Here is a 25,014-nt window from a genome sequence, read left to right on the forward strand (position 1 = left end):
ATGAACCGGCTGCGGCTGGGCCCGCTGCTGCGCTACGTCGACGCCACGTCCGCCGCGATCTGGGTGGAGACCGACGGCGCCGCCACCGTCCGGGTCCGGGCGGGTGCGCCGGAGGCTCTCGACCGGGCCGCCCACGTGGCCGAGGCACGGACCTTCGCCGCCCACGGCCACCACTACGCCCTGGTCGAGCTCGACGGGCTGGCTCCGGGCAGCAAGAGCGCCTACGCCGTCGACGTCGACGGCGAGCAGGTGTGGCCGCCCGAGGGCACGCCGTACGGCCCGTCCCTGATCGCGACGCTCGAGCCCGGCAAGCCGCTGCGCATGGCGTTCGGGTCCTGCCGGGTCAGCGTCTCCCACGACGCGGCCGGCAACGACCAGCACGGCGTCGACGCGCTGCGTGCCTACGCGCTGCGGATGGCCGGGATCACCACCGACGAGAGTCACAGCCAGCCCGACGACCGGTGGCCCGACCTGGTCCTCTTCCTCGGCGACCAGGTCTACGCCGACGAGACCAGCGAGGAGATGCGGGCCTTCATCGAGCAGCGCCGCGACCCGGAGCAGGCGCCGTGGTACGAGCTGAAGGACTTCGAGGAGTACGCCCACCTCTACCGCCTGGCGTGGACCGAGGACGCCAACCGGTGGCTGCTCTCCACGCTGCCGAGCGCGATGATCTTCGACGACCACGACGTCCGCGACGACTGGAACACCAGCCTGGACTGGCGTCGCAAGATGGAGTCGACCACCTGGTGGCATGACCGCATCGTGGGTGGTCTGGCGTCCTACTGGATCTACCAGCACCTGGGCAATCTGGGCCCCGCCGAGCGAGCCGCCGACCCGCTCTGGCAGCGGGTCAAGAGCCACCGCGGGCCCGGTGAGCTCGACCTGAGCACCGCGCTCGACGATCTCGCCGAGCGCGCGGACCAGGACCCCGCCTGCTACCGGTGGAGCTTCGCCCGCGAGTTCGACACCCAGGCCCGGCTGGTCGTGGTGGACTCCCGCGCCGGCCGGGTGCTGGACCCCGAGCACCGCTCGATGCTCGACCAGGCCGAGATGGACTGGCTCGACGAGCAGCTGCGCGGCGACGTCGATCACCTGCTGATCGGCACCTCGTTGCCGTTCCTGCTGGCCCCGGCCCTGCACCACGCCGAGGCGTTCAGCGAGGCGCTGGCCGAGGGGAGCTTCGGACGGCTGCCCGCGAAGCTGGGGGAGTGGCTCCGGCAGGCCGTCGACCTCGAGCACTGGGCGGCCTTCGGCGAGGGGTTCGTGCGCGTCGGGCGAATGGTCGTGGAGACCGCCTCCGGCGCCCGCGGCCGGGCGCCGTCGTCGGTGACGTTCCTGTCCGGCGACGTCCACCACAGCTACGTCGCCGAGGCCTGGCCTGCGGACCCGGCGCTGCGATCGCGCACCGCACCCATCCTGCAGGCCGTCTGCTCGCCGATCCGCAACCCGCTGCCGGGAGTGATGCGGGCGGCGACCGCGCTGGCCTCGCACGGCACGGCCAGGCCGACCGGCAGGCTGCTTCGGGGGCGGGTGCCGGCCTCACCCCTTCACTGGAGGCTCACGAAGGGGCCCTGGTACGACAACAACCTCGCGGTGCTCGAGATCCACGGGGAGCGCCTGCGCCTGTGGTGGTCCACCGGCGAGGTGGTCGACGGTCGCGACGACCGTCCCCGGTTGCGCCGGGTCGCCAGCGTCGAGCAGGGGAAGGCCGACGGGTGAGCGGGGCTCAGCGGCGGACGAGCACCCGGTCCGGCACGTCGACCGGCTGGCAGTCACAGCGGTCGGAGCAGGCCAGGAACGTGTGACGGGCGTGGCCGCACCGCGGGCACGGCATGTCGTGGCTCAACGGGTGGTCGCTGCTCTGGACGGTGTCCCACATGGTCTCCTCCTGGAGATCCTGACGTTAGGAGTCCCTTGCCTCCTGATCGGGCAGAACCGCCGTGGCGTGAGCAGACGTAGTCAGAACAGGCCATGGAGTCGGCCCTGACGGAGGAGGAGCGCAGGTGCTCCCGTCAGCCCGGCAGCCCGGGACTCGCACACGGCCCGCAGCTGATCAGGCGTGCGCTCGCGAGCACGCCGGGGCGTCCGCTCGCCGACGGGCGTTGACCGGGCGTTCACCGCCGAGCCGTGCCGGCTGTCTACCGTGCCGAGTCCGGCCAGCCGTCCGGGTCAGAGCCGACGAGACCGACAGGAGGGCGGATGCCGGCGTACTCGAACCCCCAGGTGGCAGCCGTGGCAGCCGTGGCGGTGGTGGTGGGGATCGGCACGGCACTCGCCGCGGCCCTGAGCGGTGGCTTCATCGACCTGGGTGTCTACCGGTTCGGGGCCACCAGCATCCTGCACGGCAACAGCCTCTACGACACCGAGGACCCGGCCTCCGGGCTCCCGTTCACCTACCCGCCGTTCGCGGCCGTGCTCTTCGTCCCCCTGTCACTCTGCTGCTGCTCGCGCGGGAGAGCCGCGCCCGCTGGTGGTTGGCCGGGTCCTGGACCGCCGTCTTCGCGAGCCGCTCGATCTGGTGGCCGCCCGAGACAGAGGGGCGCGAGCTGCACTGGACGGCCTGGCAGCAGTCGGCCGGCAACGCCTACGCCCTGTCCGCGCTGGCCCTGGCGGCCACAGCGGCGTACGCCCTGATCGGGCGGGGCGCGGACCGTAGGCAAGGAGGGCGCGACCTGGCAGCATCGGGCGGGTGGCCAGCATCCCCGCAGACGCGCAACGCCTCCGTGATCTCGCCCTGCTGCGCCGCGTGCGGGACCGGATCGACCGCGACTACGCCCAGCCCCTCGACGTCGAGTCCCTCGCCCGAGGCGTGCACCTGTCCGCCGGGCACCTGAGCCGCGAGTTCAAGCGGGCCTACGGCGAGTCGCCGTACTCCTACCTGATGACCCGCCGGATCGAGCGGGCCAAGACGCTGCTGCGCCGGGGCGACCTGAGCGTGACCGAGGTGTGCTTCGCCGTCGGATGCTCCTCACTGGGCACCTTCAGCACCCGGTTCAGCGAGCTGGTCGGGATGTCGCCGAGCGCCTACCGAGCAGCGGCCGGCGCCGAGGCCGCCGGCATCCCGCACTGCCTGGCCAAGCAGGTCACCAGACCGGTCAGGAATCGAGAAGCACTGGGCCGATGAGCGCCGCTAGCGTCGCGCACATGAACATCACCATCCACTACACCTTCCTCCCGCACACCGACCCCGACGCCTCGCTGGCGTTCTACCGCGACACGCTGGGCTTCGACGTCCGCAACGACGTCGGCTACGAAGGTATGCGCTGGATCACGGTGGGGCCGCCCGACCAGGCGGCGCCCGCGCTGGTGCTCACTCCGCCGGCGGCCGACCCCGGCCTGAGCGACGACGAACGGCGCACGATCCTCGAGCTGATCGCGAAGGGCTCCTACGGCGCCGCGCTCACCCTGGCGACCGACGACCTCGACGGGCTGTTCAAGAAGCTGGTCGACAGCGGCGCCGACGTCCTCCAGGAGCCGATGGACCAGCCCTACGGCGTGCGCGACTGCGCCTTCCGCGACCCGGCCGGCAACCTGCTGCGCATCAACGAGGTCGCCTGAGCTGAGCGTCCCGGCCCGCCCGTCCCCACCCGAAGGAGACCAGCTTTGCCCGCTCACGCAGCCGACAGCCACGACCTGATCCGGGTCGTCGGCGCCCGGGTCAACAATCTCAAGGACATCAGCGTCGAGGTGCCCAAGCGGCGGCTGACCGTGTTCACCGGCGTCTCCGGCTCGGGCAAGAGCTCGCTGGTCTTCGAGACGATCGCCGCGGAGTCGCAGCGGCTGATCAACGAGACCTACAGCGCGTTCGTCCAGGGCTTCATGCCGACGCTGGCCCGGCCCGAGGTGGATCTGCTCGACGGGCTGACCACCGCGATCATCGTCGACCAGGAGCGGATGGGCGCCAACCCGCGCTCCACGGTCGGCACGGTCACCGACGCCAACGCGATGCTGCGCATCCTCTACAGCCGGCTCGGGCGGCCGCACGTCGGTCCGCCCACCGCGTTCTCGTTCAACGTGCCCACCCGCAGGGCCGGCGGCGTGATGACGACCGAGAAGGGTGGCCGGGTCGAGAAGAAGGTGGTGCGCGAAGCGGTCTATCTGGGGGGCATGTGCCCGCGCTGCGAAGGCATGGGCAACGTCAGCGACATCGACCGCACCGCGCTGTACGACGCCTCGAAGTCGCTCGCCGACGGCGCCCTGACCGTGCCCGGCTACTCGATGGACGGGTGGTACGGACCCCTGTTCGAAGGCGTGGGGCTGCCGATGGACAAGCCCATCGAGAGCTTCACCAAGAAGCAGCTCGACACGATGCTTTTCGCGGAGCCGACCAAGATCAAGGTGGAGGGGGTCAACCTCACCTTCGAGGGCATCATCCCGAAGATCCAGAAGTCCATGCTCTCGAAGGACCCCGAGGCGATGCAGCCGCACGTACGCCGCTTCGTCGAGCGCGCGGTCACCTTCCAGACCTGCCCCGACTGCGAGGGGACCCGGCTGACGCCCGAGGTGCGCGCGTCGAAGATCGCCGGCCAGAGCATCGCCGACCTGTGCGCGATGCAGATCAGCGACCTCGCCGCCTGGGTGCGCGAGCTCGACGAGCCGTCGGTGGCCCCGCTGCTGGCCGGGCTGCAGCACCTGCTCGACTCGTTCACCGAGATCGGGCTCGGCTACCTCTCCCTGGAGCGGCCCTCGGGCACGCTGTCCGGGGGAGAGGCGCAGCGCGCGAAGATGATCCGCCACCTGGGCTCCTCGCTCACCGACGTCACCTACGTCTTCGACGAGCCGACGATCGGCCTGCACCCCCACGACATCGCCCGGATGAACGGACTGCTGCTGCGGCTGCGCGACAAGGGCAACACCGTGCTCGTGGTCGAGCACAAGCCCGAGACGATCGCCATCGCCGACCACGTGGTCGACCTGGGCCCGGGTGCCGGCTCCGCCGGCGGCCGGGTCTGCTTCGAGGGCGACGTCGAGGGGCTGCGCAAGAGCGACACCGTGACCGGCCGGCACCTCGACGACCGTGCGGTGCTGAAGCCGTCGGTGCGCGCGGCCGCGGGTGTGCTCGAGGTGCGCGGGGCGGCCACGCACAACCTCCAGGACGTCGACGTCGACATCCCCCTCGGCCTGCTGTGCGTCGTCACCGGGGTGGCCGGGTCGGGCAAGAGCTCGCTCATCGACGGCTCGGTCGCCGGCCGCGACGGGGTGGTCGTGATCGACCAGGGCGCGATCCGCGGCTCCCGGCGCAGCAACCCCGCGACCTACACCGGTCTGCTCGAGCCGATCCGCAAGGCGTTCGCCAAGGCGAACGGCGTGAAGCCGGCGTTGTTCAGCTCGAACTCCGAGGGTGCCTGCTCCACCTGCAACGGGGCCGGGGTGATCTTCACCGAGCTCGGGGTGATGGCCACCGTGGAGTCGCCGTGCGAGGAGTGCGAGGGACGGCGCTTCCTGGCGGCGGTGCTCGAGCACAAGCTGGGGTGCCGGGACATCGCGCAGGTGTTGGCGATGCCGGTGACCGAGGCCCTGGAGTTCTTCGCCGACGGAGACTCACGCGTGCCGGCCGCGCACAAGATCCTGGACCGCCTCAGCGACGTCGGACTCGGCTACCTGACCCTCGGGCAGCCGCTGACCACGCTGTCCGGCGGTGAGCGGCAGCGGCTGAAGCTCGCCACCCAGATGGCCGAGAAGGCGGAGGTCTACGTGCTCGACGAGCCGACCACCGGGCTGCACCTGGCCGATGTGGAGCAGCTCCTGGGGCTGCTGGACCGGCTGGTCGACGGTGGCCGTTCGGTGCTGGTCATCGAGCACCACCAGGCGGTGATGGCGCATGCCGACTGGATCATCGACCTCGGCCCCGGCGCCGGCCACGACGGCGGTCGCGTGGTCTTCGAGGGCACCCCTGCCGACCTGGTCGCCTCGCGGGCCACGCTCACCGGTCAGCACCTCGCCGACTACGTCGGCCGCTGACACTCGGTGGTCGAGCCTGCCGACTCAGTGGTCGAGCTTGCCGAGACCCGGCCGGCGGTCACCCCGGATAGCCGTGCAGCGCCCGGGCGGCGCAGCGGCGTACCTCGTCGTCCATGGCGTCGAGCAGGTCGGAGCCGACCCGCCAGCGATGCCAGTGGAGCGCGACGTCGACGGTGGCCTCGGTGGGCAGTCGCACCAGCCGGCCGGTGACCAGGTCGTCGGCGACCTGGGCCTCGGGCAGCACGCTCCAGCCGAGCCCGGCCCGCACGGCGTCGAGGTACTCCCGGTTGGAGGGCACCAGGTGGGCGCGGAGCCTGCCGGGGGAGAGACCCTGTAGCTGCGCGAACGCGTCGGGGAGGGCGTCGTCGGCGTCGAAGCGCAGGGTGGGGGTGTCGGCCAGCCACTCGGTGAGTCCGTCGGCGGGCAACCCGTCCGGGGGAAGCAGCTCGGGAGCGCAGGCGGGCAGGTAGCGCATCCGGCCCAGTGGCGCTGCCCGGCAGCCGGTCGGCGGTTCGGCCCGGGTCGACACCGCCGCCACCACCTCGGCGCGTTCCAGCAGCTGGGCGGTGCGGTCCTGGTCCTCGATCCGCAGGTCGATCAGCACCTCGGCCCGCGCGAACCAGCGCAGCATCGGTGCGAACCAGGTCGACAACGAGTCGGCGTTGACGGCGAGGGTGAGCGTCGTCGGGCGCCCGGCCGAGCGTTCGTGCTCGGTCAGCAGCCAGTCGATCTCGCGGGCCAGCTTCAGCACCGCTCGCCCGGGCTCGGTGACCCGGACCGGCCGTCCCCGCGTCACCACGGGGTGTCCGACCGAGCGCTCGAGCCCGGTCAGACGCTGGCTGAGCGCACTCACCGAGACGTGCAGTGACCGCGCGGCGGCGTCGAAGCTCAGTTGAGTCCCCGATAGTGGTGTAGCGCGGTCGCCGAGATCGTCACCGGCGTGTACGGAAGACGTAGATGCGGCCACCGCGTGATCCTTCGAGTGAACCTTCTGACAGAACCCTCGAACGGAGTCATCACGATGACCGCACCACACATTGTCGACCCTGCCGGCCTGCTCGGCGAAGCCCTCGCCGAGGCCAGCCCCGACCTGATGCGCTCGTTGCTGCAGACGATCATCAACGCCCTGCTGTCCGCGGATGCCGACGCCGTCGTGGGCGCGGAGTACGGACAGTCCACGCCGGGCCGCACGGCGCAGCGCAATGGCTACCGTCGGCGCCCGTTGGATACGCGGGTCGGCACGATCGACGTGGCGATCCCGAAGCTGCGCAAGGGCACCTACTTCCCCGAGTGGCTGTTGGAGCGCCGCAAGCGCTCGGAGTCCGCGCTGATCACGGTGGTGGCCGACTGCTACCTCGCCGGCGTCAGCACCCGGCGGATGGACAAGCTGGTCAAGACCCTGGGCATCGACTCCCTGTCGAAGTCGCAGGTCTCCCGGATGGCCGCCGAGCTGGATGAGCACGTCGAGGAGTTCCGCCACCGCCCCCTCGACGCTGCGGGACCGTTCACGTTCGTCTCTGCTGACGCGTTGACGATGAAGGTCCGCGAGGGCGGGCGGGTGATCAACGCCGTCGTGCTGCTGGCCACTGGGGTCAACGGCGACGGTCACCGTGAGGTCCTCGGCATGCGGGTGGCCACGAGTGAGACCGGTGCGGCGTGGAATGAGTTCTTCGCTGACCTGGTCGCCCGCGGCCTGACCGGGGTCCGGCTGGTCACCTCCGATGCCCACCAAGGTCTGGTCGAGGCGGTTGCAGCGAACCTCCCGGGTGCGTCGTGGCAGCGGTGCCGCACCCACTACGCAGCGAACCTGATGTCGGTGACCCCGAAAGCGATGTGGCCTGCGGTGAAGGCGATGCTGCACTCGGTCTACGACCAGCCCGACCGGCCCGCGGTCCACGCCCAGTTCGACCGGCTCCTGGACTACGTCGAGGGCAAGCTGCCCGAGGTCCATGACCACCTCGACACCGCCCGCGGCGACATCCTCGCGTTCACCGAGTTCCCCAAGGACGTGTGGACCCAGATCTGGTCCAACAACCCCGCCGAGCGGCTCAACCGCGAGATCCGGCGCCGCACCGACGCCGTGGGGATTTTCCCCACCCGTGGCGCCATCGTGCGCCTGGTCGGAGCGGTCCTGGCCGAGCAGACCGACGAATGGGCCGAAGGCCGCCGCTACCTCGGACTCGACCTCCTCGCCCGCTGCCGCGTCAACCTCGTCCCCGACACCGACACCGACACCGAGATCGGAGCTGAGCAACTGCCCGCCCTCACTGCCTAGACCCAAGAGAAGGAACGCAGCACTACACCACTACCCGGGACTTGACCCGAAGCTCTGCTGGTCGACGACCGCCACCAGGGCCTGGAGTTGGGGGAGCGAGGGTCTCATTCAGGCAACCTAAACCCTCTACCGTTCTTCGCGCTTCACCTGAACCTCAGCGGTGCCTAACGTCGGTGGCATGACGACCTCACCCACCAGCAGGCCTCAGGTCCTGGGCTACCGGGGCCCCGCCGGCGACCACAACGACCGTCCGAATCGCTCCGTGCCGCCGCTGCTCGAGGCGGTCACCCAGGCGACGGGTCGCCCCGGTCGACTGTTCGGCGTCGGCTTCGAGGCCCGGACGCTGAGCAGCGGCGAGCACTTGGCTGCCGCGCGGCCGCACCTGGCCGAGTACGCCGGAGCGGTCGGCGCCCAGCTGGCCGCGGGGCACCGCCCGGTCTGTGTCCACGGGCGCTGTGCGGTGAGCCTGGCCACCCTGCCGAGGGTGATGGAGGCGCACCCGGACGCCGTCGTCGTGTGGCTGGACGCCCACGCCGACCTCAATGTGCCGGGTGCTAGCCCCACCGACTACCTCGGCGGGATGGCGGTCTCGGGGCCGTTGGGTTGGTGGGACTCCGGCTTCGGTGCAGGGCTCACCCCGGACCGGCTCGTGCTGGTGGGCACTCGCTCGATCGACGGGCCCGAGCAGAGGGCCATCGAGGAGCACGGCATCCCGGTGGTCCCGCCGGGGGAGGTGACCGGCGCGCGGGTGGGGGAGTTGGTCGCCGGCCGGCCGGTGGTCTTCCACCTCGACTGCGATGTGCTCGAGCCCGGTCTGTTCCGCACCGACTATCGCGAGCCCGCGGGGCTCGGACTGGAGCAGTTGGCCGACGTGACCGCCGAGCTGGCAGCCGCCGGCCCGGTGGTCGGTGTCGAGATCGCCGAGTGGGAGGGGCCCGGCACGCACGATGCCACCGACTTGGTCGCCGCACTCCGCCCACTCCTGGCGCCATGACGGCGTCGGCGGGGACCACTATGGTCGCCACCATGGACCTCACCGTCGACCTGGAGACCGGCCGGACTGCCTGCGCGGAGTCGATCGAGGCGTTCTTGCGCGCGGTCGACGATCTGAGCGAGCACGACCTGCTTGCGCCGTCGCGCTGCCACGGGTGGACGCTTCTCGACGTGGTGGTGCACGTGATCGCCGGCTGGCAGGAGATGCTCGGCGGACTGGTGTCGCCCATCGAGTCCGAGCCGACCGTGGACGCGGCGACGTACTGGCCCGCGTTCGCCGAGCAGTACGCCAGCAACGACCCGATCCCAGCGCTGATGTCCCAGCGGCGCCGCACGGCGGCTTTCGCCCGACCGTCCTCGGCGACTGCCCAGCTCCGCGACGTCGGGGCCGCGCTGCTGCGCGGCGTCTCGCGGTGTGCCGAGGGGCGCTACCTGTGGGACACCCATGTCTTCGCCGCGGGTGACTTCCTGGCGGTGTGGGCCGTCGAGGGCGTCGTGCACCACCTTGACCTCGACCTGGACGGCGGTGAGCCTGCCCCCGGCGCTGCTCTGCGCATCGCGAGGACGAGCATCGAGTCACTCGTGGGTGAGTCGCTGCCAGGACAGTGGCCGGACGTCGAGGCCGTGCTGATCGGCACCGGACGGTGCCCCGTCCCGGCCGGGCTCGGTGTGCTGACCGACCGCCTTCCCGCGCTGGGCTGACAACCCGCTTGGCGGCCCCGCTAGCGTCGAGGCCATGCGCCTGCGCACCCTGCTGTCCACCTCCACCGCCACGGGCGCGACCGCGGCGATCGGCTCCCTGGCCAGCCAGAACACTCGGAGCCGGTGGTACCGCAAGCTCGACAAGCCCGACTTCCAGCCGCCGGCCGAGGTGTTCTCGGTCGTCTGGACCGCGTTGTACGCCGACATCGCCGTCGCGTCGGCCAGCGCGATCGACCGGCTCGAGCAGGAGAGCCCCGAGGCCGCCCGCGCCTACCGGCGGGCGCTCGCCGTGAATCTGGCGCTCAACGCGTCCTGGACCTGGGTGTTCTTCAGCGCGCGTCGGTTGCCGGCCGCCACCGCGGTGGCCGGCGCGCTGGCGGTCAGCAGCGCCGACCTGGCCCGTCGCAGCGGCCAGGCAGACCCGAAGCTGGGCCTCGCGCTCGCGCCGTACGCCCTGTGGTGCGGCTTCGCGACCGTGCTCAGCGAGGCGATCCGGCGCCGCAACGGCTGAGCAGTCGTTCAGCCCCCACCCAGGGGGGCGCGCATGGCGGGGAAGGCCGTGTCGGCGAACCCCGCCCGCACGTACATTTCTCGCCCCACCGCGGTGGCCATCAGCTCGGCGCGCCCGACGCCGGTTCGGTGAGCCCAAGTCATGACCTCGTCGAACGCCGCCCGGCCGTGCCCGCGGCGACGATGGGCGGGTGCGGTGGCGACGTTGCTCACGAGGATGTCGCGACCGTCCGGCACGGCGGGCGAGGGGGCAGCGTCGCGGACGGCCCCCACCGCACAGCTCACGATCTCGCCGTCCACCTCGACCACCACGAGGCAGTAGTCGGCGTCGTCGACCCGGTCGGAGAACCACCGGTGGGCGTGGCTGCGCCACGGCGCTTCGCTCTCGGGCACGCCCATCGCGGCGAACATCTCCGCGCGCAGCCACACCAGCGCGTCCACGTCCGTCGTCGTCGCTCTCCGCACGATCCGGTCGCTCACCCGGCTGAGGCTAGTCGGGGCCCTGTTCAGGGACCTGCACGGGCCGCGCCGAGGAGCAGGACTAGGTTGCTGGGAGGATCACCCACTGCCACCCAGGAGGCCTTCGATGTCTCGTCCCGTCACCCGATCCATCCACGGCACGACGACCGTGATCACCGGCGCCAGCGCGGGCATCGGGGCCGCCGTCGCCCGGACCCTGGTGGACGCCGGTGGGCAGGTCGCGGTCGGTGCGCGCCGGGCGTGTGGCAGCTGTGGCCGGCCGCCCACGGCGACTGAGGCCGGCGGGTCCGCTGAACCCGATCGTCCACGGGCGGGGGAGCGGATCAGACCTTCAGGTCATCGGGGAACCCGGTCCACCGAAGCTCGGCGGGCAGGTGCGACATGTCGTTGAAGACCATCACGGCAGGCGGCCGGTCAGGGGAGTGCCGCAGCACCGTCAGTGCGGCGTGGGCGTGGTCGATCCCCAGCCAGCGCCACGACGGGGCGGCGTACGCATGGCGGACGAGCCATCCGATGGTGAAGGCGTGGGTCACCACGAGGTGGTGGCTGTCCTCCTCACCCTGCCCCGGTCCGGCGAGCATCCGGACGGCCGCGCCCGCGAGCTGGGCCCCCCGAGCCGCCTCCTCCGACGAGACGCCACCCAGGAAGGCCAGCGCGCGGGGGCGGTACGCCGGGTCGATCTCGTCGGGGGAGCGGCAGGTAGGGGACGTAGTTCCCGGCCGCCTCGAGCTCGGCGACCGGCCCCGGGTAGTCGAGGTGCCGGGCCACGTGCTCCGCCGTCTGCGTCGTCCTCGGCAGCGGGCCGTGCTGGACCGATGCGAAGCGCACCATCGACAGTCGCTGCCCCAGCAGCTCGGCCTGACGGACACCCCGTTCGGTCAGCCTGCCATCGTCGCCCGGCTCGGCGTGCCGCGTGAGGTAGAGGTGGCGTACCGACATGCCCGGCATCCAACCACGGCCCGTCGGGGCCACGGAGCAGCCCAGATCCTCCCGCCGCGCCGCGGGAGACCTGGGGCCTGCGGGCGGGCACAGCGCTGACCGGCGTCATCCTGACGGTCGTCAACGGCGCCCTCATGTACGGGTCGTGGGCGTTCTATCCCGAGCCAGAGCCCGGCACGATTCGCTCCTAGGCAGACCTCCGACTGCTGGTGGCACGAGTCGCATACGCCTGAGCACGACGGTGGACGCCGATCTGCTCGAGGGCGCCCGCAGGGCGTCCGGGAAGCCGGCCGCGTCAGTATGCCGCCTACGACGCGCACCGCGAGTGAGTGGGCGAGTGGTACCGTCATCTGGTACCACTCTGGAGGGGGTCTCATGTCAGTCACTGCAAGCGAGGCGCGCAAGCAGCTCTTTCCGCTGATCGAGAAGGTCAACAACGACCGCGTCGCAGTGGAGATCACGTCGCGCCGCGGCAACGCCGTGCTGATCTCGGCCGAGGAGTTCGCTGCCTTGGAGGAGACGGCCTATCTGTTGCGGGTACCGGCCAATGCGAAGCGCCTTCTCGAGAGTCTTCAACAGGCCAGGTCGGGTGATCGGCACGAGCACGAGCTCGCGGAGTGAGGCTCGTCTTCACCTCGCACGGCTGGGACGACTACAAGCACTGGCTCCAAGCCGATCGGCAGGTTCTCAAGCGAATCAACCGGCTCATCGATGATGCGCTGAGGGACCCGGCCACCGGCATTGGCAAGCCAGAGCCGTTGCGACACATCTTCGCCGGTGCGTGGTCCCGTCGGATCACCGAGGAGCACCGGCTGGTGTACCTGGTCGACGGCGAGGACCTCGTCGTCCTGCAGGCGCGATTCCATTACAAGTGACGCAGCGGGTCTGCTCGACAAGAGGGCTGTGCTCCCCGCCGATCGACTGGTCTGACCCCGCAGTGCGCTTGTACTTGCGCTCCGGATGGCGGCGGCTCGGCACGCTGCGGCCGGGCGGGCAGGTGATGGGTCGGTACCCCATCGCCGATAAGTGACATTATGTCAACTGTTAGTCTGCGTATTGCATCGGATGAATCAATCGCGGGCGGCTGACCCCACTGCCCCGCCGGCCGGACCGAACCCAGCTCTGACCAGCGGAAACGCAGCACCGAACGTCGACGCGACGGCGTCAAATCGTGCGTTTGCGGCGGAACGGCCACGCGTTGCGCCGCCACAGCAACACGCCGTTGACCTGCGCAAACACAGAGGACGTCTCATTGGATGCATCATGGAATCACTGGATGAAACCAGATTCTTGGGAGGATCTCGATGCAGGTTGATGGCTCCGGACGGGTCCGCCTGGTCGAGTCGGTGCCGGTCCTCCGGCCCGACGAGCAGGTGCTCCAGAAGATGCTCGAGGGCTGGCGCAACCAGCAACTGTCTCGCAACCTGCAGTTCGCGACCATCGACCAGCGGCTCCGGATGGTGGAACGCTTCATCAGTCACGTCAACGAAGACCCGTGGCACTGGACGCCCACGCACGTCGAAGAGTTCTCGGCCGACCTGCGCACCCAGAAGCACGTTGCCCACTCGACGCTGCGCGGCTACCACTCCGCGTTACGTGCCTTCACCAGCTACATCAGCAACCCCGACTACGGGTTCGACGTAGTCTGCGAGCGGTTCTTCGGCACCCACCCCGCGCAAGTCTTCTTCGACTGGAACACCGCTCCCCACGTCCAGGAGTACGACCGGCGTCCGACGAAGCGGCCGTACACCCGTGAAGAGATCAGCGCCTTGTTCGACCATGCCGACGACGAGGTCGAACGGATCGGCAAGTCCGGCCGCAAGGGCTGGCAAGCCGCCTACCGGGACGCGGTCATGATAAAGATCGCGTACGGCTACGGGCTCCGGTTCAACGAACTGAGGCACCTACAAACGGTCGACTTCGCCCGCAACCCCCACGCCCGCGAGTTCGGACCGTTCGGCGTCTGCAAGGTCCGCTACGGCAAGGCGAAACGGTCATCCCCGCACAAGCCCCGCAGCGTCCTCACCGTCTGGCGTTGGACACCCGGCATCATCGAGGACTGGCTCGCCAATGGTCGCGGTGACCCCGGCACCTTGGACCTCTTCCCCAGCGAACGAGGCGGACTGGTCGTCGAGTCGACGCTCATCCGACGGGTCCGGCGCTACTGCGAAGAGTTGGGGTTCTCCGATGGCCTCGATCTCCACTCCTTCCGTCGCTCCTACGCCACCCACCTACTCGAGGCCGGCTGGGACCCCCGCTTCGTCCAGGACCAGATGGGCCACGAGCACGGGGCAACGACCGGCATCTACCACTTCGTCTCCGACGAGTTCAGGCGCTCCACGCTGAGAGCCGCGCTGGACCGTACGGTGAAGGAAGCCATGGCACGGACAGTTGAGGACGGCGGATCATGAGGCGCAAGGTCGACTACACGTGGCGGCTGGCCGAGCTGATGGCAGCTCGCGGTCTGCACAACACCACGGACCTCATACCTCTGCTGGCCGAGCGCGACATCAATCTGTCTCGACCGCAGGTGTACCGGCTGGTCAACCAGCGGCCGGAGCGCGTCTCCCTGATGTTGATCGCGGCGCTGTGCGACATCTTCGAGTGCCAGTCGACTGACCTGTTCACGACGACCGCGACCGATGTGCGCGCACGCAAGACAGGCACCGCCTCCCCACCGAACGTCGTATCGCTCGACCGCTCGGTGCGGCCACGGCGCGCCAACATCCTCGACGAGTAGCGCCAGGAGCATCGATGGAGCCGAAGCCGACTGGCCTCTCCCCTCGCTCGACCGCCCGGGGCCGCCCTCGCGCCACGAGTACACGCGAGGATCCCTGTGCTCGCTGTAGCCGGAACATCCCCAGGCTCGCAGCCAACTGGCCGGAAGGCCGACTCTGCAACATCTGCTACTACGACGCCGTCCACACCCGCGGAACCTGCCCTGAGTGCCTCCAAGATCGGCTCCTACCGGGCAGGCGCGCCACCGACGGCAAGCCGATCTGCTCGACCTGCGCTGAAATCCCGGTCGACTTCCACTGCGAGCGCTGCGACGTCGAAGCAGCGCGGCATCGCGGACGACTCTGCGTCCGCTGCGCCCTGCGCGACGACCTCCACGGGCTGCTCGGCGGGGCGCCAAGCGACCCAGCTCTCGTCGGCCTGGTCGACGCTCTCTGCGCCTCGGACAGGCCCGAATCGATCCTCGTCTGGAAGCGTTCAACCAAGGTCCAGGAGCTGCTTCGCGGCCTCGGTCACGGCACCATCACTGCGACGCACGAGGGCCTGGACTGCGTACCCGGCAAACAGGCCGAGCATCTGCGTGCGCTCCTGCAGCACCATGGACTACTCCCCCAGCGCGACCCCTACCTTTCCCGCTTCGAGGGCTGGATCGAAGCCAAGCTCGACCGGCTGCCCGACGAAGTACGACAACCTGTTCAGAACTTTGCCACTTGGCATCACCTCCGCCGCATCCGTGCCAAGGCTGCGGCTGGCGCACCCACGCGAGGGCCGGTCCACTCCGCGAAGCAGGAGATCACCGAAACGGTGAAGTTCCTCGTCTGGCTCCACGACACCTATCAGCGCACTGCCGCCAGTTGCACGCAGCAGGACGTCGACGAATGGCTGGCCACCGGGCCGACGACGCGCAGCGCGATCAGGACATTCTTCGTCGTGGCGAAGAAGTCGCGACTCAACGCGGCGGTCACCGTTCAGCACCGATCAGCGAAGACCAGTCCATCGCTGAGTCAAGACCAGCGGCTCGCTTGGATCCACGAGCTCCTTGCCGGCGCTAGCGAGTCACTCCCCTACCGAGTCGCGGGGATGCTCCTGCTGCTGTACGCCCAGCCGCTGGTGAAGGTCGTCACCTTCCCAACCAGCATCGTCGACGACTCCGATTTCGGCATGAGCATCGCCCTCGGCACGCATCCGACCGACGTCCCCGAGCCGTTCGCGTCGCTGATCAGGGAGCACCTCGCGGAACGCCCGAACCTGCGTACCGGCGCCGGTCCTGACAGCCCATGGCTCTTTCCGAGCACCCTGGCTGGGCGGCACCTGCATCCGAACACTGTCATGGATCGCCTGCGCGACCTGGGCGTCAACCTCCTGGGCGCCCGCAACCGTGCGATCGGCGAACTCGTACTCGAGTGCCCACCCTCGCTCGTCGCCGACGCACTCGGCTACAGCCCCCAAGTCGCCTTCCTCCACGCCGACAAGGCTGCTGAGCCGTGGGCGCGTTACGCGGGTCGAGCTATCGGATCCCCGTGAGCGGCCCACTGCTTCAGGGCTCAAGGGCTACGTCACCAACATCCCCGCCAACCTCATGCCGCCGGGCGGGGTGATCGGCAGCTGCCACGATTTGTGGTGGGTCGAGCAGTCGTTCCTCATGTCCAACCGAGCGCGGCCGATGTTCGCCCGCACCCGCGACGCGATCGAGGCACACCTGACCATCGTGTTCACCGCGCTCGCGGTCTCCTGGGCGGTGCAGGACCGGACCGGGTTGTCGCTGCGCCGGGTCCTCCGCACCCTCCGACCACTGCGCGCAGCCACGGCCGAGATCAACGGCGTGATCACCACGATCCCACCCGCGCTCGGCCCCGACGACGACGAAAGATCACCCGTCGTACACCACGTAAGCGAACTGATCTGCCGAAGCATTGCTTGCGGCGACTTCTGCGTGTCAGAATCATTTGACGCAGCGGAGCGCCTTCGCTGTTGCAAGGAGGCCTTGTGAACAGGAGCACGTTCCGCGCTGTTGCGGTGGGGGCGGCGCTAGGCGTACTGGTTGGTGCGGGTGGGCCGCACGCCTACGCTGCGGTTGTTGCATCCGACATCAAGTACTTCCAGACCAACACGGTTGACTATCAAAACCGTGCGCTGATGTACGACTCGAGCGACTCCACGACGATCTTGGGAAGAAACTCCCACGGTGATGCTTCACCCGGAAAGCTCGGGGCCAGAGCCAGGGTCTACTGGGACAGCGGAACACTTTGTTCAGCCTCGGTCACTCGTTACAACTCCAACGCCACCGACTACTTCACCGTTACCTTCGACAGCAATTGCGGAGGCTACATCTACTCAAAGGGCTTTACCGAGACTTGGAGCGGCGACGGATACGAGCGTGTGCAGACGTTCCGGACCGTCAACATTGGACCGCTATGAGCAGGATGGACCGGGCTATTACTCGACGTACTATCGCCTTCATGGCGGGGGCGTTTATTGCGGCAGGCGTAACCGGATTCGCTTTAGCGACTGCAAGCGGGTGGCCGCCAGTCGCAGGCGTGCACGCCGCCCAAGACTCTGGGGAAGAAGTCGCCCCGGACAAGAAACAAGACCCTGGCGAGAAATGGGCAACCTCCGACTACCCGGTCAACGCCGCGGGTCAGACTTACGGATCGGACGCGATGGCGTCCTCCGTCTCTGAAGCGCCCGACCTAATCGCGGTGGTCGGCGACTCCGGACAGTCCGGCTTTGTGACCCGGGATGACCTGTACGGGCCCGACTTCGCCACCCCGGAGGAAGCGCTGGCCTGGCAGGACCAGATGCTTACTGACGGCGGGGTGACCATTCCGGTATACACATTGGAGGGTCGACAGATCGACACCTTCACCCTCCAGGCGGGCGAGGCCGGGTCGGAGCCGAAGGGCAAGTAGGTTCATCGACGCCGGACGAGGCCGAGATACCCCAACACGCGAGCAAGAGCATCGCCGACGACCGTTGTTCGGAGATGTGGGCGCCGAGTAGGAAGGCGCCGACCGGCGCCACCCCCGCGGCGTCGATGACGACACGCTGCGGCTCCTCCAGAGGAACCCCGTGACGGGGGGTCGGTCACGGCTGAACTCAACCTGACGAGCAATCCAGTCGTCGCTGAAAGTGAGATTGATGAACCCTTGCCCGCTGATCTCGACCTTTGCGCAAACGTCGGTGACGCCCAGGTGCTCGACGAGTAGTTGAGCGACCTCCCGGGGCGCCTTCCCGACCCGCTTCGCGAGAGGCAGTGCCGCGTTGCTCTGCAGATCCGCGAACTGACTGGGACGAAGGACAGGGTCAATCCCTCGGAAGTCGTCGCCGAACGCATCAGCAATGGCGTCGGAGACCTTCGAGTTGAGCACGCTGAGGGCGATCACGTGGAGGAAGCCTAGAAGGACTCATGCATGCGGAGATTCTCCGGGCCCAGAACGCCTATACGTCCACTCTTGATACGCAGAGTGCCCAGTACCGCGGGCGACGGTTCCCTCAAAGCTCCCCTGCGCTACACCCCGCCCCGGGGCGACTCACGGTTCTCATCGAAGATCCAGGAGCAGCGCAAGGATCTGGCGCACCTCACCGAGAACTACCGGACCGACGGTTCCGGTCCGCTCGACGATTCGCTCAGTGGAGACCGATCGGACATGTTGACACTGCGCTGCCGACGTCGCACCGAGACAGTTGGTCCCGTCGGGCTCGATGACCACCTCGGCGCCACTGTTCCGGATGGTGCGAGTCAAGGGCACGACCTGAATCACGTTCGGACCGCCCCGCAAGACTCGGGCGGCCGTCACGACGACAGCCGGTCGACGCAGTCCAGCCTCGCTGCCGCTGGGCAGTCCGAGGTCGAGATCGACGACGTCACCCGGCGTGAGCATCAAGCCAAGCTGTCTCGTCGTCGGTGAGATCAGCGGCGAGGTCTCGAGCAAGGCCGTCCTGGCGGAGGGCACGGATCGCCCGACTCACCGTCTCGTCGATGGTCTCGTGGCGCTCGGCAGCCAAGCGGGTCACGGATGCGTGCGTGGCCCTGCTGATCCGGATCGTTGTCGTCTCACCCACGAGGTGGATCGTACGTTCGGTAGACAGGATCGTCTACAAGGCCTGGTTGCCGCAGGTCTCCTCCGTCGCCAAGCCGTGACCATGCCGACGCCGATCAGCTGGTCCCGTTCAGCTCGAGTTCGCCTGCGAACGGCGAGCCGTCCGTCCGGCCTCCCAGTACATCTCCACCACCCAGGACTGTGGCGTCAGACTGCCCCTGGTCGTGGTGCTGCTGGTGATCTGGTTCATCGTCACCGCGACCTCCATTGCGGCGAACCTCACCGACGGTGCCGACGGCCTCCTCGCCGGCGCCTCGGCGTTGATCTTCGGTGCCTACGCAGTCGTGAACATCTGGCAGAACAACCAGCTGTGCGGCTCCTCGCGCCCCAACGTGGTGGAGTCGCAGTGCTACCAGGTGCGCGACCCGCTCGACCTCGCGGTGTTCTCCGTCGCCGTTGCCGCCGCCTGCATCGGCTTCCTCTGGTGGAACGCCAAGCCGGCCCGGATCATCATGGGCGACGTCGGCTCCCTCGCCCTCGGCGGTGCCTTGGCCGGGCTGGCGATCACGTCTCGCACCGAGCTCCTGATGGCCGTGATCGCCGGGCTGTTCGTGCTCGAGACGCTGTCGGTGCTGCTCCAGATGAGCTGCTTCAAGCTGACCAGGCGCTTCACCGGCACGGGGCGTCGCATCTTCCGGATCACCCCCATCCACCACCACTTCGAACACCTGGGCTGGGACGAGGTCACCGTGGTGATCCGGTTCTGGACCATCGCCGGCATCTTCGTGGCGACCGGGCTCGGCCTCTTCTATGCCTCGTGGCTGGCCTGAGCCTCCGCGGGAGGTCGCGAACCCGGGCACGGCTTCTTGTCAGGGCAGGTCGTCGGTCCTGAGCGCGAACGCGCTGACGACGGCCGCGGCGAGCTCGCGTTCCTGCCGATCGGTACCGCTTTGGGATTCTCCTGCCCAGGTCCGCACCGGCTCCTGAGCACCCGGGTCGCTACCGCAGGCGCAGCGCAGCCCTGATCGCCGGCCACGCCGCGGCGCCGAGCCGCTCTGCCGAGCCCTCGTCGCCCCCGACGAGGTAGGGCCGCCGCGGATCGGGGGCTTCCTCCCCCGGCAGCGCCACCGGGTGCCCGGCGTCAGGATCCTCGACCAGCGTGGTGGGCAGGCCGTGCGTCGCGCGACGTGCCGCGATGGCCCGCGCGGCGGCAGCGCTGGGCCAGACCTGGTCGTCACCACCCGCGACGAGCACCACCTCTCCGGCGATCCGCTCGACCGGGATCGTCGCCGCGTCGACCACCCCCGGGGCGGCGATCGCGCGGCTGTGGAGGTAGTACGCAGCGAAGGCGGGCGGGTCCGTGGGTGGCTCCCAGCTCGGGTCGAGCGGCACGAACGGCACCGGCCGATCCCGCCAGGTCCACTTGCTGAGCGCAGGGTCCTGCTCGCGCAGCCGTTGCCCCTCCCAGGCGACGTCCGTCGGGGCCACCGCGACCACCGCATCGACCCGGGGATCGCGGACTGCTGTGAGGAGAGCGGCCTCGGCACCGTACGAGAGACCAAGCACAGCAAGCCGATCACACTCGGTAGACAGCAGGTCCAGCGCGTCGGTGAACGTCTCCAGCGGCACCAAGCGTGGCGCGTCCGGCTGTCCTTCACCGCCGAACCAGCGGATCGCGAGCGCGGTGGCCCCTGCCGCAGCGAGCAGGTCGGCCCGGACGACATCCACGCGGCCACTGGAGCCGGCGAGGACGAGGACACCAGTGCCCACAGGTGTGTCGGGGCGCGCCCAATGCTGCTCGACCATGGACGCCAGCCTGGCAGACACGCACTTCTGCAGGTCTTTGCCGTGCAGATTCCTGAGGCGCGTGCGCCCTGTCCCCAGGGGTGGAGGCAGCATCAGGATCGGGCCCGTGCCCCACACCACGCCCCGCCGCCTCGGCTCCCTCGCCGCTGCACTGCTCCTCGGTCTCGCCCTCGCGTTCCTGGTGCCACCCAGCCCGCAGGCCACCGCGGCCACCGGCGACGGCTGCTACACCTGGACTCGCAACCTCACGGCCGGCGCGACCGGCACCGACGTCACCCAGCTGCAGATCCGCGTCGCCGGCTGGGCGGGCTACCGCACCAACTTCGCGATCGACGGCAGCTACGGACCGGCGACCACCACGGCGGTGCGCAACTTCCAGTCCGCCTACGGGCTCACCGTCGACGGCCACGCCGGACCGCAGACGCTGGCGAAGATCACCGAACTGCAGAAGGACGACTGCTCCCCCGCCCACTTCAGCTGGTCGGAGGTCGACGGAGGGTGCGGCGCCGGCGGCTACGCGGGCGGCTCGGTGAGCGCGACCCAGGTCAAGGAGAACCTGCTGCGGGCGATGTGGCGGGCCGAGGCTCTGCGCCACCGGATGGGCGACATCCCACTGCGGGTCACGTCAGGCTTCCGCTCCCAGAGCTGCGACCGCTCGGTCGGCGGCTCCGGCACCGGCCAGCACACCTACGGCCGGGCGATCGACCTCACCCCGACCAACGGCAACACCACGTTCTGCGCGATCGCCGGGCAGGCCCGCTACACCAGCTTCACCACGCTCCTCGGCCCCGGCTACCCCGACCACGACGACCACGTGCACCTCGACATCCGGCCCGACCGGATCTTCTGGAGCGCCCCCAGCTGCGGCATCTGAGGGTCAGGGCGCCAGCGGTGACCCCGGCAGGTTCCGGGCGATCGTGAAGACTGCCAGGCCCGCGACGAGCAACCAGCAGAACCGCGCCGACGAGGGTGGCCCAGCCAGACGCCGACCGGTGGTCGCGCCGACCTGCACCACCCACCACCAGACCAGCCAGACCAGGGCCGGCACGAGCAGCAGGTTGTGCCCCACCGCCTCGCCCAGTTGCCCTGTCGCCAGGTCGTGGACGCCGCGCAGGCTGCCGCACCCGGGGCAGTAGCCGCCGGTGAGCAGCAGCGAGGGGCAGATCCCCAGCGCGCCCTCCCGATGAGGGTCGCGGAGCAGCACCAGCCCGACCCCCGCCAACGCCAGCGCCGCCCCGCCCACCGGCGTGCGCCAGCCGGCGGGGCTCCGGGCGCCCTGCGAGTTCGCCGTGGTGATGGGCGGTGACGTCATCGGCTCGGCAGACCCCGGGCGCCTCAGGCTCCGCTGACCCCGACCAGGACGGCGAGGATGATGTAGCCGACGGACACCGTCAGCCCGACGACCGCGCTGATGATCGCCCACTTCTTCGCGTCCGCGGCAGCCTGCTGCGCGGCGGCGAACTGGCCGCTGTTCCACAGCCCGTCGACCTTGCTGGCCTTGACGATCGAGACGATGCCAAACGGCAGGCAGCACAGCACCGTGGCGAGGATGCCCCACACCAGGTTGTTGTCGGGCTTGGGCCCGTTCGGCTGCTGCCCGTACGACGGAGCACCGGGGTAGCCGCCCTGCCCGTAGCCGGAACCGTAGCCAGGCTGACCGCCGACGTTGGGGTCGTAGGGGTCCTGCGGGTTGGGCGGGTACTGATCCGACATTCCTGATCTCCTCATCGACGCGGGCTCGGCCCGTGGGGTGCGGGAGCGGCCAAGCCTGCCATTCGGCAGCCGCCGGATGGAAACCGGTTGTCCAGCCCAGATGGACGCACTAGGTTCTTGCGCTTGTGTCCCCTCGCCCCGTCGCTGCTTCCGCGCCGGGCCGTGACGTCACCGCTCGTGGTGGGTGGCTGACATCGCCCCGGGCCGGCCTGCGGACCTATCGGCGTCTCTTCGTCGCAGGTGTGCGCCGGCAGTCGACGTACCGGTTGGCTGCCCTGGGTGGGCTGGTGGCCAACGTGACATTCGGGCTGCTCAAGGTCGCCCTGCTGCTCTCGGCGGTCGAAGCCGGCGGCGGCGAGCTCGCGGGCTACGACCCGGCCACCATGGCCGCCTACATCTGGATCTCCCAGGGGTTGCTGGGATCAGTGAACCTGCACGGCCGCAGCGAGATCGCGGATCGGATCAAGACCGGGGACGTCGCCGTCGACTTCCTGCGCCCGCTCGACGTGCAGCTGGCGGCGATCACCACCGAGACGGGGCGCGCGGTCTTCTCCCTCCTCCCCCGGGGCCTGCCGTCGGTGCTCCTCGGGGCGATCGTCGTCGACATGGCCACACCGGACTCCCTACTGTCCTACCCCCTCGGGGCGACCTCCCTGCTTCTCGGCATCGTGGTGTCCGCCGCGACCGCCTACCTCGTCGCGGCAAGCGGCTTCTGGCTGGTCGAGACCCGCGGCGTCGCGATCCTCTACATGGTCGCCTCGGGGTTCCTGGCCGGGCTCTTCGTCCCGATCCGGCTGTTCCCCGACTGGCTGCACGCGGTGGCGACCGCGACCCCGTTCCCCTCGATGCTGATCTATCCGGTCGACATCCTCTCCGGCCGGGTCGAGGGCGCGGCCGCCGTCTCGCTGGTGCTCCTCCAACTCCTCTGGCTGGCCGTCGTCCTGGGGACCGGCCAGCTGATGACGCGCAGCGGCCGTCGTCGTCTGGAGGTGCAAGGTGGTTGACCGAACCGCTGAGCGGAGCCGCACGCTGACCGATCAGCTCCCGCGCGGCCGGACCGCCCCCTACCGAGCGGTCCTGGGGGCCCGGATGCGGGCCCAGCGCAGCTACCGCGGCAACTTCGTGCTCGACCTGGCCAGCTCACTGCTCGTCGGCCTCGTCGAGCTGGCCGAGGTGTGGGTGCTGTTCGCGGCCGTCGACCGGCTGGGCGGTCTGGACTTCACCGCGATCCTCCTGGTGTTCGGCCTGGCCGATCTCGCCTTCTCGCTCGCCGACCTGGCCTTCGGGCACTGCGACACGCTTCCGACCTATCTGCGCGCCGGCACCCTCGACGTGTTCTACCTCCGACCCCAGCCGCTCCTGCTGCAGCTGATCACCAGCGACATCTCCCTGCGCCGACTTGCGCGCGCGGCGGTGGGCCTCGGCGCACTCACCGCCGGGCTCGTCGTGAACGACATCGCCTGGTCTCCGGCCGCGGTGCTGCTGCTCGCACTCGCGACGCTCAGCGGCGTGGCCACCTTCGCGGCGATGTTCGTCTGGGCAGCCGGCGTGCAGTTCTTCCTCGTCGAGGGCTCGGAGGCGACCAACGCGTTCGTCTACGGAGGCCGGTACGCCGCCAGCCAGCCGGCCTCCGTGTGGGGTCGGCCCCTCACCGTGCTGTTCGGGTTCTTCTTCCCGATGGCGTTCACCGCCTACCTGCCAGTGGTCACCCTGCTCGAGCTCCCGGGCAGCGAGCTGCTCCCCGGCTGGGCCGGCTGGTGTGCACCGGCGGCTGCGGTGTGGGCCTGGTGCCTGGCGGCCTTCAGCTGGCGGATCGGCGTGCGGCACTACCAAGGAGCAGGCGGATGAGCGAACCGATCATCGAGACCGACGGACTGGGGCGCGACTTCTCCGTCAGGGACGGGTGGCGTCGCACGCGGCTGACCGCCGTCGACTCGCTCACCGTGCGCGTCGATGCCGGCGAGGCCGTCGGCTACATCGGCGCGAACGGTGCGGGCAAGTCGACGACCATCAAGATGCTCACCGGCATCCTGGTGCCGACCCGGGGCTCCGCCCGCACCTGTGGACTGCGCCCGGTCGCCGACCGCCGCCGACTCGCACGAGAGGTCGGTGTGGTCTTCGGCCAGCGTTCCCAGCTGTGGTGGGACCTGCCGGTCGCCGACTCCTTCCGGATCCTCGCCGCCATCCACGCCCTCTCCACCGACGCCGAGCGGGCCCGCACCGACGAGCTCGTGGAGCGCCTGGAGCTCGCCGACTTCCTGCGCACCCCGGTGCGCCAGCTCTCGCTGGGCCAGCGGATGCGGGTCGAGGTCGCGGCCGCCCTGCTGCACTCGCCCCGCCTGGTGATCCTCGACGAGCCGACCATCGGGCTCGACGTCCTCTCCAAGCAGCGGCTGCGTGAGTTCCTGGTCGCCGAGCGCGCCGCGCACGGCACGACGCTGCTGCTCACCACGCACGACATGGGTGACGTGGAGCGGCTGTGCGACCGGATCCTGCTGGTCGACCGCGGCCAACTGGTCTACGACGGCACCCTGCACGGCCTCTCCCGCACCGTGGGTGCCGAGCGGGTGCTGGTCGTGGACCTGGCCGCATCGACGCCCGACCTCGACCAGGTGCCGGGCACCCGTCACCTCGGCAGCGAGGGGGGCGGCCTCCGGCAGCGCCTGGCGTTCGACCCCGACCAGGTCACTGCCGCCCGGGTGCTGGCCGCGGTGTCCGAACGGGCGGAGGTGCTCGACCTCGCCGTGGAGGAGCCGGACGTGGAAGACGTCGTCAGGCGGGTCTACGCCGCCCGCCGTTGAGCGGTGCTCCCTTCAGGTCCCGGTGAGGCGCGTAGCCGGCGCACGCCTGGGGTACCAC

General features: G+C 69.8%; 29 protein-coding genes and 3 pseudogenes. 21 read left to right on the forward strand and 11 right to left on the reverse strand.

Annotated elements, in window-relative coordinates; all coding sequences use genetic code 11:
- Complete coding sequence (locus D6B71_RS02365) at nt 1-1,719, forward strand: alkaline phosphatase D family protein (protein ID WP_121251570.1); 1,719 nt, start codon at nt 1-3, stop codon at nt 1,717-1,719.
- A 7-nt stretch (nt 1,720-1,726) separates the two neighbouring features.
- Here the strand turns inward: D6B71_RS02365 and D6B71_RS22565 are convergent, their stop codons facing one another.
- Nucleotides 1,727-1,879 carry a hypothetical protein gene (locus tag D6B71_RS22565; RefSeq protein ID WP_164519500.1) on the reverse strand — a complete coding sequence of 51 codons (153 nt, stop codon included), beginning with the start codon at nt 1,877-1,879 and terminating at the stop codon, nt 1,727-1,729.
- An 810-nt stretch (nt 1,880-2,689) separates the two neighbouring features.
- On the opposite strand from D6B71_RS22565, the gene D6B71_RS02370 reads away from it, so the two are divergent.
- The 3 genes from D6B71_RS02370 to D6B71_RS02380 are packed head-to-tail and all read left to right on the forward strand — an operon-like array spanning nt 2,690 to nt 5,961.
- Nucleotides 2,690-3,124 (forward strand): helix-turn-helix transcriptional regulator, encoded by a 435-nt coding sequence (locus D6B71_RS02370; RefSeq protein ID WP_121251572.1) that lies wholly within the window; start codon nt 2,690-2,692, stop codon nt 3,122-3,124.
- Nucleotides 3,125-3,144: 20 nt separating this feature from the next.
- Nucleotides 3,145-3,558 carry a VOC family protein gene (locus D6B71_RS02375; protein ID WP_121251574.1) on the forward strand — a complete coding sequence of 138 codons (414 nt, stop codon included), beginning with the start codon at nt 3,145-3,147 and terminating at the stop codon, nt 3,556-3,558.
- Between the two features lie 45 nt (nt 3,559-3,603).
- The gene (locus tag D6B71_RS02380) at nt 3,604-5,961 is read left to right on the forward strand and encodes an ATP-binding cassette domain-containing protein (RefSeq protein WP_121251576.1); all 2,358 of its coding nucleotides are present in this window, start codon (nt 3,604-3,606) and stop codon (nt 5,959-5,961) included.
- Nucleotides 5,962-6,019: 58 nt separating this feature from the next.
- On the opposite strand, the gene D6B71_RS02385 is transcribed toward D6B71_RS02380, so the two are convergent.
- A complete protein-coding gene (locus tag D6B71_RS02385; protein WP_121251578.1) occupies nt 6,020-6,997 on the reverse strand; it encodes an ArgP/LysG family DNA-binding transcriptional regulator in 978 nt (325 codons plus the stop codon).
- Between D6B71_RS02385 and D6B71_RS02390 the strand changes: the two genes are divergently transcribed.
- The 4 genes from D6B71_RS02390 to D6B71_RS02405 all read left to right on the forward strand — a co-directional run bounded on the left by D6B71_RS02390 (nt 6,983) and on the right by D6B71_RS02405 (nt 10,442).
- Nucleotides 6,983-8,236 (forward strand): IS256 family transposase, encoded by a 1,254-nt coding sequence (locus tag D6B71_RS02390; RefSeq protein ID WP_121251580.1) that lies wholly within the window; start codon nt 6,983-6,985, stop codon nt 8,234-8,236. The genes D6B71_RS02385 and D6B71_RS02390 overlap by 15 nt on opposite strands.
- 178 nt (nt 8,237-8,414) lie before the next feature.
- The gene (locus D6B71_RS02395; protein WP_121251582.1) at nt 8,415-9,230 is read left to right on the forward strand and encodes an arginase family protein; all 816 of its coding nucleotides are present in this window, start codon (nt 8,415-8,417) and stop codon (nt 9,228-9,230) included.
- A gap of 32 nt (nt 9,231-9,262) precedes the next feature.
- The gene (locus tag D6B71_RS02400) at nt 9,263-9,931 is read left to right on the forward strand and encodes a maleylpyruvate isomerase N-terminal domain-containing protein (protein WP_164519502.1); all 669 of its coding nucleotides are present in this window, start codon (nt 9,263-9,265) and stop codon (nt 9,929-9,931) included.
- 34 nt (nt 9,932-9,965) lie between these two features.
- Nucleotides 9,966-10,442, forward strand: coding sequence for a TspO/MBR family protein (locus D6B71_RS02405; RefSeq protein ID WP_121251585.1), 477 nt, complete (start codon nt 9,966-9,968; stop codon nt 10,440-10,442).
- Nucleotides 10,443-10,450: 8 nt separating this feature from the next.
- Here the strand turns inward: D6B71_RS02405 and D6B71_RS02410 are convergent, their stop codons facing one another.
- The 3 genes and pseudogenes from D6B71_RS02410 to D6B71_RS23880 all read right to left on the reverse strand — a co-directional run.
- Complete coding sequence (locus D6B71_RS02410) at nt 10,451-10,921, reverse strand: GNAT family N-acetyltransferase (protein WP_121251587.1); 471 nt, start codon at nt 10,919-10,921, stop codon at nt 10,451-10,453.
- Nucleotides 10,922-11,244: 323 nt separating this feature from the next.
- Complete coding sequence (locus tag D6B71_RS23290; protein ID WP_420846283.1) at nt 11,245-11,601, reverse strand: histidine phosphatase family protein; 357 nt, start codon at nt 11,599-11,601, stop codon at nt 11,245-11,247.
- Between the two features lie 76 nt (nt 11,602-11,677).
- Nucleotides 11,678-11,869: pseudogene (locus D6B71_RS23880) on the reverse strand (histidine phosphatase family protein); the annotation flags it as partial.
- A gap of 366 nt (nt 11,870-12,235) precedes the next feature.
- On the opposite strand from D6B71_RS23880, the gene D6B71_RS02420 reads away from it, so the two are divergent.
- From D6B71_RS02420 to D6B71_RS23295, 8 genes and pseudogenes are all read left to right on the forward strand, one after another.
- Complete coding sequence (locus tag D6B71_RS02420) at nt 12,236-12,481, forward strand: type II toxin-antitoxin system Phd/YefM family antitoxin (protein ID WP_121251589.1); 246 nt, start codon at nt 12,236-12,238, stop codon at nt 12,479-12,481.
- Complete coding sequence (locus D6B71_RS02425) at nt 12,478-12,735, forward strand: Txe/YoeB family addiction module toxin (RefSeq protein WP_121251591.1); 258 nt, start codon at nt 12,478-12,480, stop codon at nt 12,733-12,735. Before D6B71_RS02420 ends, D6B71_RS02425 begins: the two co-directional genes overlap by 4 nt.
- A gap of 498 nt (nt 12,736-13,233) precedes the next feature.
- Nucleotides 13,234-14,271, forward strand: a complete 1,038-nt coding sequence (locus D6B71_RS02430) for a tyrosine-type recombinase/integrase (RefSeq protein WP_206051508.1) — start codon at nt 13,234-13,236, stop codon at nt 14,269-14,271.
- Entirely contained in the window at nt 14,268-14,600 is a 333-nt protein-coding gene (locus D6B71_RS02435) for a helix-turn-helix domain-containing protein (RefSeq protein WP_121251595.1), read from the forward strand. The genes D6B71_RS02430 and D6B71_RS02435 overlap by 4 nt, the downstream gene beginning before the upstream one ends.
- 14 nt (nt 14,601-14,614) lie before the next feature.
- A complete protein-coding gene (locus D6B71_RS02440; RefSeq protein WP_121251597.1) occupies nt 14,615-16,120 on the forward strand; it encodes a recombinase XerD in 1,506 nt (501 codons plus the stop codon).
- A 13-nt stretch (nt 16,121-16,133) separates the two neighbouring features.
- A pseudogene (locus tag D6B71_RS23030) lies at nt 16,134-16,460 on the forward strand (IS1634 family transposase); the annotation flags it as partial.
- A gap of 122 nt (nt 16,461-16,582) precedes the next feature.
- Nucleotides 16,583-17,014, forward strand: coding sequence for a hypothetical protein (locus D6B71_RS22455; protein ID WP_126688178.1), 432 nt, complete (start codon nt 16,583-16,585; stop codon nt 17,012-17,014).
- Nucleotides 17,011-17,505: a hypothetical protein gene (locus D6B71_RS23295; RefSeq protein ID WP_240641002.1), complete on the forward strand. Its 495-nt coding sequence runs from the start codon at nt 17,011-17,013 to the stop codon at nt 17,503-17,505. Before D6B71_RS22455 ends, D6B71_RS23295 begins: the two co-directional genes overlap by 4 nt.
- 228 nt (nt 17,506-17,733) lie before the next feature.
- On the opposite strand, the pseudogene D6B71_RS23885 reads toward D6B71_RS23295, so the two are convergent.
- The 3 genes and pseudogenes from D6B71_RS23885 to D6B71_RS02460 form a co-directional block, all read right to left on the reverse strand.
- Nucleotides 17,734-17,979: pseudogene (locus D6B71_RS23885) on the reverse strand (arginine--tRNA ligase); the annotation flags it as partial.
- A gap of 156 nt (nt 17,980-18,135) precedes the next feature.
- Nucleotides 18,136-18,477: a type II toxin-antitoxin system PemK/MazF family toxin gene (locus tag D6B71_RS02455; protein WP_121251601.1), complete on the reverse strand. Its 342-nt coding sequence runs from the start codon at nt 18,475-18,477 to the stop codon at nt 18,136-18,138.
- Nucleotides 18,461-18,658 (reverse strand): hypothetical protein, encoded by a 198-nt coding sequence (locus tag D6B71_RS02460; protein WP_121251603.1) that lies wholly within the window; start codon nt 18,656-18,658, stop codon nt 18,461-18,463. The genes D6B71_RS02455 and D6B71_RS02460 overlap by 17 nt, the downstream gene beginning before the upstream one ends.
- A 160-nt stretch (nt 18,659-18,818) precedes the next feature.
- Between D6B71_RS02460 and mraY the strand changes: the two genes are divergently transcribed.
- Nucleotides 18,819-19,466 (forward strand): phospho-N-acetylmuramoyl-pentapeptide-transferase, encoded by a 648-nt coding sequence (gene mraY / locus D6B71_RS02465; protein ID WP_276310983.1) that lies wholly within the window; start codon nt 18,819-18,821, stop codon nt 19,464-19,466.
- A 169-nt stretch (nt 19,467-19,635) separates the two neighbouring features.
- Here mraY and D6B71_RS02470 read toward each other — a convergent pair whose 3' ends face one another.
- Nucleotides 19,636-20,562 carry an acyl-CoA thioester hydrolase/BAAT C-terminal domain-containing protein gene (locus tag D6B71_RS02470; RefSeq protein ID WP_240641004.1) on the reverse strand — a complete coding sequence of 309 codons (927 nt, stop codon included), beginning with the start codon at nt 20,560-20,562 and terminating at the stop codon, nt 19,636-19,638.
- Here D6B71_RS02470 and D6B71_RS23710 point away from each other — a divergent pair.
- Nucleotides 20,549-21,316, forward strand: coding sequence for a D-Ala-D-Ala carboxypeptidase family metallohydrolase (locus D6B71_RS23710; protein WP_276310980.1), 768 nt, complete (start codon nt 20,549-20,551; stop codon nt 21,314-21,316). The genes D6B71_RS02470 and D6B71_RS23710 overlap by 14 nt on opposite strands.
- Nucleotides 21,317-21,319: 3 nt before the next feature.
- Here D6B71_RS23710 and D6B71_RS02480 read toward each other — a convergent pair whose 3' ends face one another.
- Both D6B71_RS02480 and D6B71_RS02485 read right to left on the reverse strand, forming a co-directional pair.
- The gene (locus D6B71_RS02480) at nt 21,320-21,754 is read right to left on the reverse strand and encodes a DUF2752 domain-containing protein (RefSeq protein ID WP_121251609.1); all 435 of its coding nucleotides are present in this window, start codon (nt 21,752-21,754) and stop codon (nt 21,320-21,322) included.
- 23 nt (nt 21,755-21,777) lie between these two features.
- A complete protein-coding gene (locus D6B71_RS02485) occupies nt 21,778-22,155 on the reverse strand; it encodes a CD225/dispanin family protein (RefSeq protein ID WP_121251610.1) in 378 nt (125 codons plus the stop codon).
- Nucleotides 22,156-22,442: 287 nt separating this feature from the next.
- Between D6B71_RS02485 and D6B71_RS02490 the strand changes: the two genes are divergently transcribed.
- Genes D6B71_RS02490 through D6B71_RS02500 form a run of 3 tightly spaced genes read left to right on the forward strand, consistent with a single transcriptional unit; the run spans nt 22,443 to nt 24,956 of the window.
- Nucleotides 22,443-23,159, forward strand: a complete 717-nt coding sequence (locus tag D6B71_RS02490; RefSeq protein WP_206051510.1) for an ABC transporter permease — start codon at nt 22,443-22,445, stop codon at nt 23,157-23,159.
- Nucleotides 23,152-24,003 (forward strand): ABC transporter permease, encoded by an 852-nt coding sequence (locus D6B71_RS02495; protein WP_206051511.1) that lies wholly within the window; start codon nt 23,152-23,154, stop codon nt 24,001-24,003. The genes D6B71_RS02490 and D6B71_RS02495 overlap by 8 nt, the downstream gene beginning before the upstream one ends.
- Nucleotides 24,000-24,956 carry an ABC transporter ATP-binding protein gene (locus D6B71_RS02500; RefSeq protein ID WP_121251612.1) on the forward strand — a complete coding sequence of 319 codons (957 nt, stop codon included), beginning with the start codon at nt 24,000-24,002 and terminating at the stop codon, nt 24,954-24,956. The genes D6B71_RS02495 and D6B71_RS02500 overlap by 4 nt, the downstream gene beginning before the upstream one ends.
- The last annotated feature ends 58 nt before the right edge of the window (nt 24,957-25,014 follow it).

Origin of the sequence: Nocardioides ferulae (genome assembly GCF_003660455.1) — a bacterium.
In the GTDB taxonomy this organism is placed as follows: Bacteria; Actinomycetota; Actinomycetes; order Propionibacteriales; family Nocardioidaceae; genus Nocardioides; species Nocardioides ferulae.